At 37.6% G+C, this 14,528-nt stretch carries 12 protein-coding genes and 1 pseudogene; 9 read left to right on the top strand and 4 right to left on the bottom strand.

Annotated features, from left to right (window positions below; genetic code table 11):
• The first annotated feature begins 102 nt into the window (after nt 1-102).
• Entirely contained in the window at nt 103-1,881 is a 1,779-nt protein-coding gene (locus NSQ94_RS12535; RefSeq protein WP_339194945.1) for an adenine deaminase C-terminal domain-containing protein, read from the top strand.
• Between the two features lie 458 nt (nt 1,882-2,339).
• Here NSQ94_RS12535 and NSQ94_RS12530 read toward each other — a convergent pair.
• Nucleotides 2,340-2,555, bottom strand: a pseudogene (locus tag NSQ94_RS12530) (hypothetical protein); the annotation flags it as partial.
• An 844-nt stretch (nt 2,556-3,399) separates the two neighbouring features.
• Between NSQ94_RS12530 and NSQ94_RS12525 the strand changes: the two are divergent.
• Genes NSQ94_RS12525 through NSQ94_RS12510 form a run of 4 tightly spaced genes read left to right on the top strand, consistent with a single transcriptional unit; the run spans nt 3,400 to nt 7,138 of the window.
• Nucleotides 3,400-3,789: a GntR family transcriptional regulator gene (locus NSQ94_RS12525; protein ID WP_063389422.1), complete on the top strand. Its 390-nt coding sequence runs from the start codon at nt 3,400-3,402 to the stop codon at nt 3,787-3,789.
• On the top strand, nt 3,782-4,681 hold the full coding sequence (locus NSQ94_RS12520; protein ID WP_063389421.1) for an ATP-binding cassette domain-containing protein: 900 nt from the start codon (nt 3,782-3,784) through the stop codon (nt 4,679-4,681). Before NSQ94_RS12525 ends, NSQ94_RS12520 begins: the two co-directional genes overlap by 8 nt.
• Nucleotides 4,656-6,614, top strand: a complete 1,959-nt coding sequence (locus tag NSQ94_RS12515) for a DUF6449 domain-containing protein (RefSeq protein WP_144598243.1) — start codon at nt 4,656-4,658, stop codon at nt 6,612-6,614. The genes NSQ94_RS12520 and NSQ94_RS12515 overlap by 26 nt, the downstream gene beginning before the upstream one ends.
• Before the next feature lie 17 nt (nt 6,615-6,631).
• Nucleotides 6,632-7,138 (top strand): sigma-70 family RNA polymerase sigma factor, encoded by a 507-nt coding sequence (locus tag NSQ94_RS12510; protein ID WP_063389419.1) that lies wholly within the window; start codon nt 6,632-6,634, stop codon nt 7,136-7,138.
• Between the two features lie 63 nt (nt 7,139-7,201).
• Here the strand turns inward: NSQ94_RS12510 and NSQ94_RS12505 are convergent, their stop codons facing one another.
• Complete coding sequence (locus tag NSQ94_RS12505) at nt 7,202-7,618, bottom strand: DUF4395 domain-containing protein (protein ID WP_063389418.1); 417 nt, start codon at nt 7,616-7,618, stop codon at nt 7,202-7,204.
• Between the two features lie 147 nt (nt 7,619-7,765).
• Between NSQ94_RS12505 and dat the strand changes: the two genes are divergently transcribed.
• The 3 genes from dat to NSQ94_RS12490 all read left to right on the top strand — a co-directional run bounded on the left by dat (nt 7,766) and on the right by NSQ94_RS12490 (nt 10,545).
• A complete protein-coding gene (dat, locus tag NSQ94_RS12500) occupies nt 7,766-8,605 on the top strand; it encodes a D-amino-acid transaminase (protein ID WP_339229249.1) in 840 nt (279 codons plus the stop codon).
• Between the two features lie 77 nt (nt 8,606-8,682).
• The gene (locus NSQ94_RS12495) at nt 8,683-9,609 is read left to right on the top strand and encodes a dipeptidase (RefSeq protein ID WP_066251054.1); all 927 of its coding nucleotides are present in this window, start codon (nt 8,683-8,685) and stop codon (nt 9,607-9,609) included.
• A gap of 123 nt (nt 9,610-9,732) precedes the next feature.
• Complete coding sequence (locus tag NSQ94_RS12490) at nt 9,733-10,545, top strand: alpha/beta fold hydrolase (protein ID WP_339229247.1); 813 nt, start codon at nt 9,733-9,735, stop codon at nt 10,543-10,545.
• Between the two features lie 59 nt (nt 10,546-10,604).
• On the opposite strand, the gene NSQ94_RS12485 is transcribed toward NSQ94_RS12490, so the two are convergent.
• Complete coding sequence (locus NSQ94_RS12485) at nt 10,605-11,162, bottom strand: DUF420 domain-containing protein (protein ID WP_063389414.1); 558 nt, start codon at nt 11,160-11,162, stop codon at nt 10,605-10,607.
• A gap of 170 nt (nt 11,163-11,332) precedes the next feature.
• Between NSQ94_RS12485 and NSQ94_RS12480 the strand changes: the two genes are divergently transcribed.
• Nucleotides 11,333-11,749 carry a universal stress protein gene (locus NSQ94_RS12480; protein ID WP_063389413.1) on the top strand — a complete coding sequence of 139 codons (417 nt, stop codon included), beginning with the start codon at nt 11,333-11,335 and terminating at the stop codon, nt 11,747-11,749.
• 701 nt (nt 11,750-12,450) lie between these two features.
• Here the strand turns inward: NSQ94_RS12480 and NSQ94_RS12475 are convergent.
• Nucleotides 12,451-13,842, bottom strand: coding sequence for a polysaccharide deacetylase family protein (locus NSQ94_RS12475; RefSeq protein WP_094245495.1), 1,392 nt, complete (start codon nt 13,840-13,842; stop codon nt 12,451-12,453).
• Between the last annotated feature and the right edge of the window lie 686 nt (nt 13,843-14,528).

Below are 14,528 nucleotides of genomic sequence, written 5' to 3'. Positions count from 1 at the left end.
TTCCTTCATCATAAAGTTAATCAACCTTCTGAAAAATTTGACATCCGATTGATGACCTACGGCTTCTTCATAACATTTTTTAAAAGAGTAGGAGTGAAACTGTTGAGACAAAAAGCGTCAAGATCGGAATTAATTGAAGTGGCTCAAGGACGGAGGCCCGCAGATTTAATTATCAAAAATGGTACGGTGATCAACGTCTATTCAGGAGAATTGTTGAAGCAAAATGTCGCTGTTTATCAAGACTCCATTGCATATGTCGGCGAACGGGATGTCCTTTCCGATGAACATACAAAAATTATTGATGCAGAAGGGATGTATGTTTCACCAGGTTTTATTGAACCGCATGCACATCCGTGGGTCATCTACAATCCTGTTAGTATGACTAGGAAAGTTCTTCCCCTTGGAACAACGACAACGGTAAATGACAATTTGTTTTTTTATTTGCATATGGGAGCTGCTGGATTTAAAAAAATGGTCAAAGACTTGAAAGACCTTCCGGGCAATTTTCTTTGGCTTGTCCGGCTTGTCTCGCAAGCGGATTTCAAAGGAGAAAGGGAATGGTTTAATCAAAAGGATGTCCAAGAGCTTTTAGAATTAGAAGAAGTTGTCGGAACAGCGGAGGTCACAAGATGGCCGCTTTTGTATCAGGCTGATTCCTTTTTGCTTGATACAATTGAAGTGGCAAAACAGAAAGGGAAAGTCGTGGACGGTCATACAGCGGGCTGTTCATATGAAAAATTGATTTCCATTGCTGCGAGCGGAGTCAGTGCTTGTCATGAAGCAATAACGGCAAAAGAGGCGCTGGACAGGCTGCGGTTGGGAATGTGGACGACTTTACGCAACAGCTCGCTTCGCCCTGATTTCCCTGAAGTTATAAAAATGATTACAGAAGGGAAAGTCAGTACACATCGAATTACGATGACAACCGACGGTCCGCACCCTGGGTTTATCGAAAAAGAAGGCTTTGTCGATGGATTGATCAGAAGAGCTGTAGAATTAGGAGTGCCGGTCATAAACGCGTTGCAAATGGCTACGATCAATGCAGCCGTTTATTTGCGATTAGATGATTATATCGGCGGGATTGCTCCAGGAAAATTGGCAGACATTTTACTTCTTCCAGATTTGAAATATTTTCGGCCGGATATCGTCATTTCAAGAGGTGAAGTCGTAGCCGAGCAAGGAAATTTGCTTGTGTCGACACCAAAACTAAATTGGAATCAATATGTTGTCCGGGAGCCATTTGCGTTTTCGAAGCAACTTTTGGACGATTTAAACTTGTACCGTTACCCATATTCAAGTACTGAACAAACTGTTCCGGTCGCTTATTTTAAAAGCAATGTCATTACGCAGCGAAAAGATGTTAAGCTTCCAGAAGCAGAGGGATTCGCAGATATTTCCGGTGAAGAAGGCTTATTGTATGCATCGTTAATTGACCGGAACGGAAAGTGGGTGTCGAAAGCGATATTAGAACGATTTGCCGTTCATCTAGATGGGATGGCGTCAACTTACAATACTACAACAGAATTGCTTGTGATCGGAAGAAATCCAAAAGCGATGGCCCAGGCGGCTAAAAGAGTGCATGAACTAGGAGGAGGAATCGTCATTGTTGATGGCGAGGACATTGTGGTTGAAATACCTCTTCCATTTACCGGCATGATGACGGACGATTCATCATTTGATCAAGCTGTTCGATATCATGATGAGCTGTTAGCAGCCGTGCAGCAAAGAGGATTCCCATTCCATGACATTTTATATACGCTATTATTTTTAACTTGTGATTTCTTGCCCGGTCTTCGTCTTATTCCATTTGGTTTGTATGATGTTAAGAAAAATGAAATGCTGCTTAAAGCGGAACCAATAAAAGATCAAATCGCGAAGTAAAACTAGAAAAAGAGAGCTGAGCCGTTTCCTCCAGGGGGGCAGCCCAAAAAGTCAGAGTTAACTGACTTTTTGAAGCCCCTTCATTTTAGGAACTTATCGGACAGGCCATTTTTCCAATCTTGTTTATATCCTTCAGAAGTCTTATGAAGGACTTTTCTTATATTCGGTTCTTCAAAAGTTTTATGACAGACATTCAGCATATACAATCGCTTCTTGTTGGACCTCATTGCCTCTATGAAGGCCATTTACAAATTTTATTCGATTATTTTTGTCCTTCACAGCAGTATTTCTCCAAAATCCTTCATTTTAGGAACTCAACGGAGAGCCCCTTCTTACAATTAGTCAAGAATTTTTCGTAACTATTTGTTTCAGTGGATTTATTTAGGAGGCAGTGGTACCCCTTCCTCCTAAATAAATTTACGCATGCCTAATAGATCTAACGATTTTTGTTTTTTTCACTAGATCAAATATGTTATATTTTTCCTGAACAATTGCGAAGTTGCTGATGCGATTTCGTAATTGTACGTTAAAATGTGTGTATTAAGATGGAAGAGACACTTCAATAACTTATTCACAAAAGCGATGGACGCAACTTTATGACATTTGTTATAAGGTTGCGGTTTTAATTTGTCGTAATATTCTACAAAATGATTGTTTCCAATGCGTCGTTGGCGTTAACGATTCCCTTTTCTTATCCACGATCTCATGGATTCAACATATTAAACCTGATCTTATAAGATCCGTGAAGTAGGCCAGTTATTTCAATGCGAACCTATCGTTCTTTAGGCTGTCACGACCTTTTCTCCACTTCTACTAAAAAAATAGCAGCGCAGACCTTGGCCGTGGTCTGTGCTACTAATCTTAATATGTTTTTTTCGGGTTTCACATTGTTGAAGCCTCATTTGAGAGCAACAAGGATAAATACATGCTGAATCTCCTACTATTTGTTTTTTTATATAGTAAACTCCTTTTCTGGTGCACTTTAATCAATCGGGAAGCAGGCTGGATGGACGAAAATGGACAAGAAACATTCTGGGAATGTCGGTACAGTTTGGAAAAGATGTACTTATCGTTTGTTCCAACATTTGAAAATCGGCAGGAAGAATCGTTTAAAAAATAGCAGATGCGGAAAACTCAGTTCATCATTATCTTACGGTTCGTTTCAAAAGAAAAAATTTCCTGGGAAAAGCTTGAAAACTATAATCCAATTTTTCGGTTGAAGGCGGTGCTTCTCATCGTCTGTCCATTGGTTGGCGAACAAATAAAAGTTTTGAACATCTGCCAGTTACAAACAGACAGAAAATAGTTTAGAAGAGATGTACTCACTGTTTTAAATAGCACAATCATATAAATCAAACTTTGAAAAAGGACAACAGTCTTTCACAGCGTAAAAAGCTGTGCTTTTTTGACGCAAAAAAATTTTTCCAGAAAGTATTGTCATTTTTTTCATAATAAAGTATGATTTATCTGTATTAAGAATTATAATACAGTTAATACAGATGTGGGGGCTGCGGGAAAATGCTTGATATAGATTTTCGAAGCCGAAAACCGATCTATGAACAGCTTGTCGATCAAATAAAAGAGATGATTGTAAGCGGAGTGCTGAAAGGGGGAGAACAACTTCCCTCCGTCAGAGTGCTTGCGCAGCAATTGACGGTGAATCCAAATACAATTCAAAAAGCTTACCGTGAGCTGGAGAGGATCGGATATATTTACTCGATTCAGGGAAAAGGAAATTTTGTTTCGGAGAAGATTGAGGCATCTAATCAGGAAGAGCTGAAAATGGTTAAAGAAAATTTGCAAAAATTAGCACAACAAGCATTATTTTTAGGGATGCAATCTGATGAGCTCCTGCAGATCATGGAAGAAATTATCAAAGATCATCAAGGGGGAAAAAGAGATGATTGAAGTCAAAAAGGTATATAAAACATTTCAAAATGCGACTGTGTTATCTAACATCGATTTACAAATTGAAAAAGGATCCATCTTCGGGCTTCTAGGTTCAAACGGCGCTGGAAAAACGACGTTGTTGAAGCTGATCGCAGGTTTGTATAAACAAGATAGGGGAGACATTTTAATTGATAAAAAACCTGTATTTGAAAATGAAGACATTAAGCAAAGATTCATATTCCTTACAGATATTCCTTATTTTTTCCCTCATTATACGATCAAACAGATGGCGAATTTTTATGAAAACATATATCCATCCTTCAGCAGAGAACGATTTCAAACATTGCAGGATGTATTTGATCTAGATCTTAAGCAAAAAATTTATCGCCTGTCAAAAGGAGTTCAGCGTCAAGTGGCATTTTGGCTCGCTTTTTCCGCAATGCCTGAACTGCTCATTTTAGACGAGCCGTTTGACGGTTTAGATCCGGTCATGAGGAAAAAAATGAAAAATATAATCATCCAAGATGTGGCAGCGAGAGAAATGACTGTGATCGTCTCTTCCCACAACTTGCAGGAAGTAGAGGATATAAGCGACCATATCGGCATTTTGCATAAAGGTGAACTGCTAATAAAACGGAATTTGGATGACCTAAAGTCGAATATACACAAAGTGCAAATTGCCTTTCAAGGAAGCGTTCCTTCGGAAATGCTGCAGCAGCTTCAAATTGTCTATCAGGAACAAAGAGGCAGCGTGCATTTATTCATTGTAAAAGGAAATGCTGATGAATTTTCCAGCTATATAAAAAGCTTTAAGCCTCTTTTATTCGATTTGCTCCCGCTTACATTGGAGGAAATTTTTATTTATGAAATGGGGGAAAAAGGATATGCAATCGAAAACATCCTTATTTAAAAAAGAGCTGTTAATTCAAAATTTCCGTTCTGTCGGTTGGGTAGGACTAGCGTTTTTGATCGGTCTAATTCTATCAGTACCGATGGAAATTGCGGTGTTGTTTTCCGGGAGAGAGAATTATAATGAAGAGAACATATATGAAAGTTTGTTTTCCATTGCACAAGAACTTCAATTATTCATGTTAATCGTGATACCTGTGCTTATGTCCATTTTTTTGTTTCGGTTCCTGCATGTAAAGCAATCCAGCGATTTTCTTCATAGTCTTCCGATTAATCGGAAAATGCTTTTTTGGCATCATTGGCTGACGGGTGTTGTGTTTTTAATCGTACCTGTCATGATTACTTCTCTAATATTGGCCGTTTTTATACAGGTGTTTGATTTGTCGAGCTATTTTCGTGATTTGAACCTTGTTAGATGGTTTTGTACTTATTTAGCATATACGCTATTATTGTTTTCTATCGGCACCTTCTCTGCCATGCTGACAGGAATTAGCACGATTCAAGCCATATTGACATTGATTATTTTATTGTTTCCTTTCGGGGTTTATCAACTTATAGTGTACAATTTGCAATACATTTTGTTTGGATTTCCGAGCGGCTATTATTTGAATAATAATCTTTGGATCGAATTTTTTTCACCGCTTACGAGGCTGATTTCCCTCGAATTCCAGCCTTTCTCTTGGTGGGAAATCGCCGTTTATTTATTGCTAGCAGCCTTGTTTTGCTGTATTTCCTTGCTTCTGTATACACGGCGGCCAGTCGAATATGTGTCACAAGCTGTTATTTACTGGAAGCTTAAACCGGTTTTTAAATATGGCGCCACTTTTTGTACGATGCTTCTCGGCGGAATGTATTTTGGCATTATTGACTATAGAGGAAGCTTATTATGGATTTGTACTGGATATGTAGTAGGTGCACTTATCGGTTACTTTATAGCTGAAATGATCTTGCAGCAGACGTGGCGAATCAAGCCTAAATTAAAAGGATTGTTTATTTATTTTATTGCAGTGATACTCGTATTCATTTTGACCGGTTCTGGTGCGGGAGGATATGAGAAAAAGGTTCCGAGAGTTGCAGAAATACAGTCGGTATTTTTCAGCAACTTTTGGTACTTCGATGACAAGATGACTAATAGATTCATTTACAAGGAACCGAAAATAATCGAAGCAATTCAAAAGCTGCATACAGAAATCGTTGCCGAAAATAGATCCAAAGATGTTTCCGAACCTGAACCGTTGTTTATCGTCTATTATTTAAAAAATGGAAGCAAATCGATCCGCCAATATGAAGTTGATCGGAAATCGTTCGAACGATATTTGAAGGAGATTTATGAATCGAAGGAATATAAAAAAGCAACCTATGAAGTTCTAGACGTAAACGATCAAGATGTTGAACAAATAGTATTTCATTCTAACTATCCAAACTACTATGTTGAAAAAGTGGATATTGCCAATAATTCTGATCAACTAGCAAAAGCATTAAAAGCATTAAAAAATGACATCACGAATCTTACATATGAAGATATGACCGATGAAAGAAAAGACTGGGGAGAAATTGAAATCATTCTAAAAAATAATAAGCAATTATTCATTCCATGGAAAAAAAGCTTTAAAGAGTTCGATGAGTGGATGAAGAATAACGGAACGGTTAAAAACGCAAGAGTGACAGCTGATGATGTCCAATATGTACTCATAACGGAGAATAACATCAATCACGATTTGGATTATAAAAATATGCTGAAAGAAATTGAACAAGATCCGCAAACGGTCAAAATTGTAGATAAACAGTTGATTGAGCAATGCTTGCAAGATGAAACAGAATCGACTTCAGGAAAAAATATTATGTTCATTGTTTATAAAAATGGAAATTATGAGGTTGGCAGCTTTGCTCATCCAGAAATAGCTGAATCGATCAAGAAACAGGCAAAAAAATAAAAAAGGATTGGAGAATTATGGATGATATAATATCCGCTCAAGAGAGCTTTCAAGACATCTATTGTATGTTTTATAAAAAAGTGTACCGGATTGCTTTTTCCATAACGAAAGATGTACATTTGGCAGAAGATGTATTGCAGGAAACATTTTTGAAATTTTATCAAAAGGCTGAACAAATTGAGGATATGGAAAAAATCTCTGGTTGGCTCGGTACAGTAGCAGCGAGAACTGCGATAGATTTTCTTCGGAAGGAACAGAAAACGCCGTGCCCCCTTGATGAATTATCTATCAGTCAAGGGGGCAATGTGGAACAAACAGCAGAATATGAATGGCTGAAAGAGACCATTTCTCAAGAAATTCGGAAACTAAAACCGAAATACCGCGAAATTTTAGAATTGAAATTGTATTATGATTTAAAAGAACAGGAATTAGCTCAACAGCTAAAGCTTTCGAAAGGAACAGTTAAAACTAGGCTTCACAGGGCAAGACGCACGCTGAAAGTGTCGTTGAAAGATGCGATGTAAAGTTCGGGTGCTCTTGCCCCTTTTTTACGTCTTTTCCCAGATTTTTAAAATCAGGGGAGAAGCTTATGAATTTTTCGCTTTTCGATATTGATACTGCTTCCATTGGAACCGGATAAAGCAGCCGATGCAAAATCCTAAAATCGCAATGAAAGCCGCTGAAAAAACTAAAATCGAAAAAATATATCCTAAAACATCAATATGAAAAGAAAATCCGATAAAAGCTAGCAGCAAGCATGTGCAGGCAATGATTTGATTGAATTGCTGATCAGATCTGTCTTCTAAATGATAGGACGAATGTGGTTTTCGTAAAAACGTTTTAGCGGCCGCCATAATCGGATTGACACCAAAAATGAGTCCAATCAAGCCAGCAATAAGCGGAATAAGAAGAAAAAGCGGCTCGTTTGTGATCCAAGTGATCAAAACAGACAAAACAATTGTCCATTGATTCGTTCTAACTAGAGGACGAGGGATGCCGTCCATGGAAATCCCACCTTTCCATATATGTTTTATGATATTTATATCATAAATGTGCAGGCATTGCATCTTTTTTGATTTTGATCAAGCCTCCATTCATATAATTATGTTACAATGGTTGGTAGATATTATGGAAATTAGGGGGATATGAAAATGTCAATCGGTTATGTAAATGGTCGCTTTGTTGACCTCAATGAACCGGTGATCCCGATTGATGAAAGAGGACACCAGTTTGGCGACGGAGTGTATGAGGTGATCCGCGTTTATAACAAAAAGCCGTTTATGTTGCGCGAGCATTTAGAGCGGTTACAGACAAGTGCTGAAGCGATTAAATTAAAACTCGATCAAACATTGGAGCAATATGAACAGCTGATAAAAGAAGCAATTGAAAAATCAGCATTAACAGATTGCGACGTCTATTTGCAAATTACGCGCGGAGTGGCCGTTCGAAATCATTTGTTTCCAGATGTTTCTGTTTCAACAACGATGACCGTAAGACCTGCAAAGCAATTGCCCCATCATTTGCGGGAGAACGGCGTATCTGCTATATTCCATGACGATGAGCGGTGGGCCAATTGCTATATTAAATCGCTTAACTTATTGCCGAATATTTTAGCTAAACAAACCGCCCATGAAAAAGGAAGCTATGAAGCGATTTTAGTCCGTGATGAATATGTGACGGAAGGGTCGAGCTCCAACGTATTCATCGTCAAAAACGGAACAATTTATACGACGCCGCTATCAAAGCATATATTGTCAGGAATTACAAGAATGGCGGTAAAATCGATCATTGAAACAGAAGGTTTAACATTAGTAGAAGAAAAGTTTACGAAAGAGGATGTACTTGAAAGCGATGAAGTCTTCATTACGAGCACAACTTCTGAAATTTTACCAATCGTAACCATAGACGGGCAAAAAATTGGCACGGGAAAACCGGGTGAGATCGCGACAACACTTTATCAAAAATTCCAAGAAAACATCGCAAACGAATAACGAGCCTATTGATTGTAAAAGCCTGCAAGAAATCTTTCCTGCCAGGCTTTTTTTATCATAAAAAACAGGGGGAAAACATGAATATTATTGATCTTCATTGTGATGCGCTGATGAAGCTGGCGAATGCTAAAGGAAAGCTGAAGTTTGCTAACGCCTCGTATTTGGATACGAATAAACAAAGATTGATCAAAGGTAAAATTAAGGTTCAATGCTTTGCCGTTTTTATCGATCAAAAAATAAAAACTGAATACAAATTCCAAGCGGCGCTTGAACAAATCGATCTGTTTTTTACAGAAGTGCTTGGAAACAATCCGGAAATGAAGCAAATAAAGGATTGGTCTGATTTTTATAAGCTTGAGGAACATGAAATTGGGGCGATGCTGACTCTCGAAGGTGTTGATGCGATTGGCGGAGATCTCTACAAACTTCGACTTCTTTATCAGCTGGGAGTTCGATCGGTTGGATTGACATGGAATTATGCCAATCTGGCAGCTGATGGAGCACTTGAAGAACGAGGCGCTGGTGTAACAGCATTTGGCAAGGAAATCATAAAAGCAAACAATGAGCATCGCGTTTTCACTGATGTCTCCCATTTATGCGAGCGTGCGTTTTGGGATGTAATCGAGCTTGCGGATTATCCGATTGCGACCCATTCAAACGCCCGCGCCTTATGTGATCATCAGCGCAATTTAACCGATGAACAGGCAAGGGCAATGTTTCAAAAAGGCGGTACCATTCACATCGTGTACGCCCCCCAATTTTTAACAACTAATGATCAGGCAGCAATCAAAGATGTAATCAAACATATCGACCATTTTTGCATGCTAGGTGGAGTGAAACAAATCGGACTTGGCTCTGATTTTGACGGAATTGAGCAAAAAGTAATAGGATTGGAAGATGCGGCAAAAACACAAAACTTGATCAATGAACTGCTGAAATATTATAATGAGGACGAAGTGAAAGGATTTGCGTATCAAAATTTTCTCAATCATTTACCGAAATAGGTGCAAAAGCAAACTGTTAAGATTGCTTTTTTTTTTGGGTTTAAATCCCCAAAAACATACTTGACTTATCGGAATTATAAACATTATAATAAAAAAAACGAACGATTAAAGGTGGTTAATTTTATGGAAAAAATGTACTATATTCCGAGCCAACAGGCATCGTTAGCTGCTACATTGCATATACCGAACGCTCCAGCTAAAAACGAAAAATTTCCGGTTGTTGTTATTTGTCACGGTTTTATAGGAAGCCGAATAGGTGTCAACCGATTGTTCGTCAAAGCAGCCAACCATTTTGCTTCGCTCGGATTTGCCGTTTTGCGGTTTGATTACGAAGGCTGCGGCGAAAGCAGCGGTATTTACGGAACTTATGGCCTCGACCGCTTTATTGAACAAACGATTCATGTCATCGATTTTGTTGAAAAGCTTCCTTTCATCGACAAACATGAATTATATTTGCTTGGCCATAGTTTAGGAGGAGCAGTGGCGACACTCACAGCTGTACGGGATGACCGCGTGAAGAATTTGGCGATTTGGGGAGCGGTCGGTCGGCCATTTGAAGATATAGCGGCCATAGTTGGAAAGGAAGGCTTAGAAGAAGCAGAATCAAGCCAATATGTTGATTATGAAGGCTATTCCTTAACGAAAACATTTTTCCGCTCGCTTGAACAGTACACTCCTTTACAAGAGGCAAAATCGTTTACAGGTGACGTATTCGTTGTCCACGGAACAGAAGATGAAGTCATTTCTCCTTCTTATGCTTGCCTGTATGAAAAAAGCTTCAAAAAAAGGGCTAACAGCGTTGAAAAATCACTCATTATCGGCGGAAACCATACATTTTCGTCTATTTGTCATTCAACCGAATTGTTTCAACAAACAGGAGAATGGCTTGAACGGCAAAGAAAGTTAAACGATGATCGAAAAAAAAAGATTATTTAATGAAAGAGTTTCTAAACGAAAAAGAAGGTTGACCGGACAGCTCGGTCAACCTTCTTTTTTTAATAATAAGGAGAAATCAAGATGTATACAAGAACACCAGTAAATGAGACGTATAGCCAAATCGGCATCGCCCAGCGAACAATTTTCCGGTGTTTTTCTACCTGTCTTGACATTCCCCAGAAAAAGGCAAACAATGCAAGCGGAACAATGACGGCTGCTAATATACTATGGGAAGTAAGAATAAATAAATAAAATGTTTTCATAAATCCTTCACCGCCATAACGGGTCGGTTCAGATTGCAAAAAATGATAGGTTAAATAAGAAATACAAAATAAGGTGGTCGTTGTAAACGCTGCGATGATAAAGTTCCGGTGTACTTTGATATTTTTCTTTTTAATTGCATAAAGAGCAGCGAGCAGAAAGACGAACGTAAAGCTGTTAAAAATCGCATTAAGTCTTGGGAAAATCGTCAAATCAAAATGGACTTCGCCTCGATATCCGAGTGGAGAGAAAAATAACAGTAAAATAACGGCATTTATAATAACTGAGAGTGTCACAACAATGCCGGTGTAATTTTTTTTGTTGTGAGGCTGTTCATAGTTTTGAATGGAGTCCATTTTTTTCCTCCTAACATAAATTTTCTCATTGTATATTTTATCATTTTAAAATGGATTTAAAAGTGACAAAGTGGTGAAAATCGAAATTTTGACAAATCTCTACTTAAATTCTAGAAAAATTTTGATAAAATGGAAATAAAGAAAAAATAGTTCTTTTGGAGGGGATGAGGATGTACAAAAAAATATTAGTTCCTATGGATGGATCTGCCCATTCTACACGCGCGCTTGAGCATGCTGTAAAACTTGCCAAAACAGTTGGGTCTGAAAAAATCACGATTTTGCATGTCAATAATTTAAGATTTACAGAGCAGTATTATTTTGTTGATATTTCCAAATTAATTGATGAAGAGAACGAAGCGATTTTAAAACCAGCGATTGAATTCCTTACTGAAAGCAACGTCCCGCATGAAACACATATTTTCCAAGGAGAGCCAGCAACAATTATTACGGATTATGCAAAAGAACATGACTATTCCATCATTGTAATGGGGAGTGCAGGAAAAGGCGCGCTTAAAGCAACGTTGTTGGGAAGCGTCAGCCGAAAAGTAGCTCAAGAGGCTCACTGTCCAGTCTTAATCATTAAATAAAAATAAGAAATTTGTCCATTTTAGTTTACATACGAGCTAAAATGGGCTTTTTTTGTTTGCTATAAAGTGAAAGGGAGAAATTGTTCAAAGCTTTTGATCATTACTGGATAGGATGAAATGAAGAGGGGATGGGCACTGCAGAGAATAACAATATGCCTTAAATTACAGCAGAAGCTGTTTTGGGAATACTTTATTGCTGTGGCAAGAAAGGCGGTTTGCGGCATGCACTGCCCATGAATAACAGCAATATAAACGTATTTGTGCATTAAATGAAAAACGTAGAGCAACGACGTCTGGTTTATAAGCAATCAACTTTCTGCAAGGAAAAGCAAATCAATTGCTCTATTGTGTACATCAATCGGCACCAGCTGTTACGACTTGACAAAAGAAAGGGACCCAAAATGCTGACCTTTTTGGATCCCTGCTTTTATGGCCAAAAATGAGTGCAAACGTTAAAATACTGGAACATCTTTTTATGGGAATCGCTTTAAAATCCCTTTTCCTTTTCACACATTTCCACTGCAAAGCTTCTTTAGCAGGACAGATCATTTTTTTCATTAAAATAGGCATCAAACGTTTCAGCTTTCAAAATTTCTGTTGAACGTTTCCATAGATTTGGGAATCGGATCGCATTCAACACTATAAGAATAGGCATTGTATGCATTTAATATTTCGGTCGCCAACTGCATGTGACGAGGATTTCATTTTTTTGATATCTCTGATACAGTTACAAACTCATAACCTTGTTGTTTTAAATATGGCAAGATTAGCTTCAATGCCTCTACTGTGGATGAATGAATATCGTGCATTAAAATGATGGAACCGTTTTTTGTCTTGGCTTGAACGATTTTAAGTACTTTTTTTGGGTCATCCGTTTTCCAATCTAATGTATCTACAGTCCATAGAATGATAGGCTTTTCAATAGCTGATCTGACCTTTTGATTAACAGCCCCATATGGAGGGCGGACGCAATTCGCTTTTAAGCCCGATGCCTTGAAAATTTCTTGATCGGTCATATTTATTTCTTCAAGTATTTTCTCTTTTTTTAAAGTTGTAAAATCTTTATGGCTAAAGCTGTGGTTGCAAATTTCATGTCCTTCCGAACCTATTCTTTTTACAATATTAGGATAAAAATTAACTCTTTGACCAATCACAAAAAAAGTGGCTTTTGCATGATACGATTTTAATAAATCCAAAATTTCTGTTGTATATTTTGGGTGAGGTCCGTCATCAAATGTTAGAGCAACTATTTTTTTGCTTTTGATCGGCTCGTCTTTTTGGATGGGAGGTTTTTTCGGCAATGGTTCTGCTTTTTTTGGTTTGTTTTCTTCCATCCATAATCGCTTCCGCCACTCCTCTGTCAATAACTCTTTTCCTTTCGTTAAAGGAATGGAAATTTCAGGACTTTCAGCACCTTCTGTTACTTCATTGCTATGAAACTTGAAAACAATGAATTTGTTTGTCAAATAAATATTGGAAAAATCGTTATATGGGTGATTGAGCCACTTGTTAAGCTTCTTTTTGCTAAAGCTTTTTTTATATTTTTTTGATTGAAGAAACTGGTCCGTCAATTGAACATGCAGCTTTTCTTTTGTTTTTTCATCGATTTCAAGAATGTCTTGGCTGTTTATAAAACGTTCTGCTGCCAAATCGACTATGAAGATTTTAAAGTCTTTACTTTCTTTTTCCCCATCTGAATGGCTTTCTGAAGTAAAAACAAAAGAATAGACGCTGTCTGTGACCGGATAGAGGCGAAAAGTCAGAGAAAAATTCGACGGATCTTTGAACAAGCGCCATTTTTGGGATTGAATTTGTTCGTGAAACCGTCTTTTCTCTTCTTTGACGTAAGACTGGATGGATGCATTCAGTTTGCTGCTTTGAAATCTCGGATAGTGTATGGCGGAATGGAATTCTTTTTTATCCTCAATATCTGAAATTAAGTCAACTCCATCATATTGCGATTTTTCTATTTGTTTGCTTCCATTTGCTGGGACAGACTGTACCCTTAATGTTTTGTAATAAAAAGACATTAAAAAAATGAAAATGATCGAAATGAAAACGATGCCGCTTATTTTCCATACAAACGATTTCACTAATGTTCACTGCCTTCTTTAAATAAATGCCGTATGTAAAATGTCAACGAATATAGAGTACTATCAGGATGAAAAGATGTCAAAGCCGTTTTCCATTTTTAATAAATTTTTTTAAAATTGGCTTTTATATCCATCCATTTCTACGATCCTTGTGAAATTCGAAATATCATCATAAATATATTGTTTCAGTCCGTTTTCTTGAGCTTGATTCATGTACTTGATGATTCTTTATCTTCTTGTCATTTCATTCTTGCTTCGGTTTGGATATGCGCTTCACCAATCTTTTTTGAAAGCTTCGTAAAGAGGTATGGATCTATTTTAAATGTTAGTTGTCGTTCGAAACCTTTATCTCAACCTGTTTCGTGACGATCTAGCGGTGAATAAAGAAGCCGAGAGAATGCGTAAAATATTTATCAAATATTCAAGATGTTGAATGGTCGATTTGCTGCTAGCAGAGCCGTTGTAATGTTCATTTCATAAATAAATTTTTTGTTGCTAAACGAAAGCTTCCCTATTTTTTTTAAGTAAATGATGATTTATTCCATTCTAGAAGTTTCCAACTAATATATTTAGACGCTCTTTCTTTAATATATGGTTCAGTCTGCTGAGAAAATTCACCTGAATTTGCATAATATGGATTACGACTAAGTATCGTTTGTAATGTCAATCGCCAAAGGAGTGTCATA

The organism is Aeribacillus sp. FSL K6-2833, assembly GCF_037965815.1.
Taxonomy (GTDB): domain Bacteria; phylum Bacillota; class Bacilli; order Bacillales; family Aeribacillaceae; genus Aeribacillus; species Aeribacillus composti.
This window is presented reverse-complemented; position numbering and strand designations above follow the sequence as displayed.

Bases quoted from the DNA above. Each gene is read 5' to 3' on its own strand.
- NSQ94_RS12490 (WP_339229247.1), top strand. From the start codon at position 9,733: ATGGAAAAAATGTACTATATTCCGAGCCAACAGGCATCGTTAGCTGCT.
- dat (WP_339229249.1), top strand. From the start codon at position 7,766: ATGTCAATCGGTTATGTAAATGGTCGCTTTGTTGACCTCAATGAACCG.
- NSQ94_RS12480 (WP_063389413.1), top strand. From the start codon at position 11,333: ATGTACAAAAAAATATTAGTTCCTATGGATGGATCTGCCCATTCTACA.
- NSQ94_RS12485 (WP_063389414.1), bottom strand. From the start codon at position 11,162: ATGGACTCCATTCAAAACTATGAACAGCCTCACAACAAAAAAAATTAC.
- NSQ94_RS12520 (WP_063389421.1), top strand. From the start codon at position 3,782: ATGATTGAAGTCAAAAAGGTATATAAAACATTTCAAAATGCGACTGTG.
- NSQ94_RS12505 (WP_063389418.1), bottom strand. From the start codon at position 7,618: ATGGACGGCATCCCTCGTCCTCTAGTTAGAACGAATCAATGGACAATT.
- NSQ94_RS12495 (WP_066251054.1), top strand. From the start codon at position 8,683: ATGAATATTATTGATCTTCATTGTGATGCGCTGATGAAGCTGGCGAAT.
- NSQ94_RS12515 (WP_144598243.1), top strand. From the start codon at position 4,656: ATGCAATCGAAAACATCCTTATTTAAAAAAGAGCTGTTAATTCAAAAT.
- NSQ94_RS12525 (WP_063389422.1), top strand. From the start codon at position 3,400: ATGCTTGATATAGATTTTCGAAGCCGAAAACCGATCTATGAACAGCTT.
- NSQ94_RS12510 (WP_063389419.1), top strand. From the start codon at position 6,632: ATGGATGATATAATATCCGCTCAAGAGAGCTTTCAAGACATCTATTGT.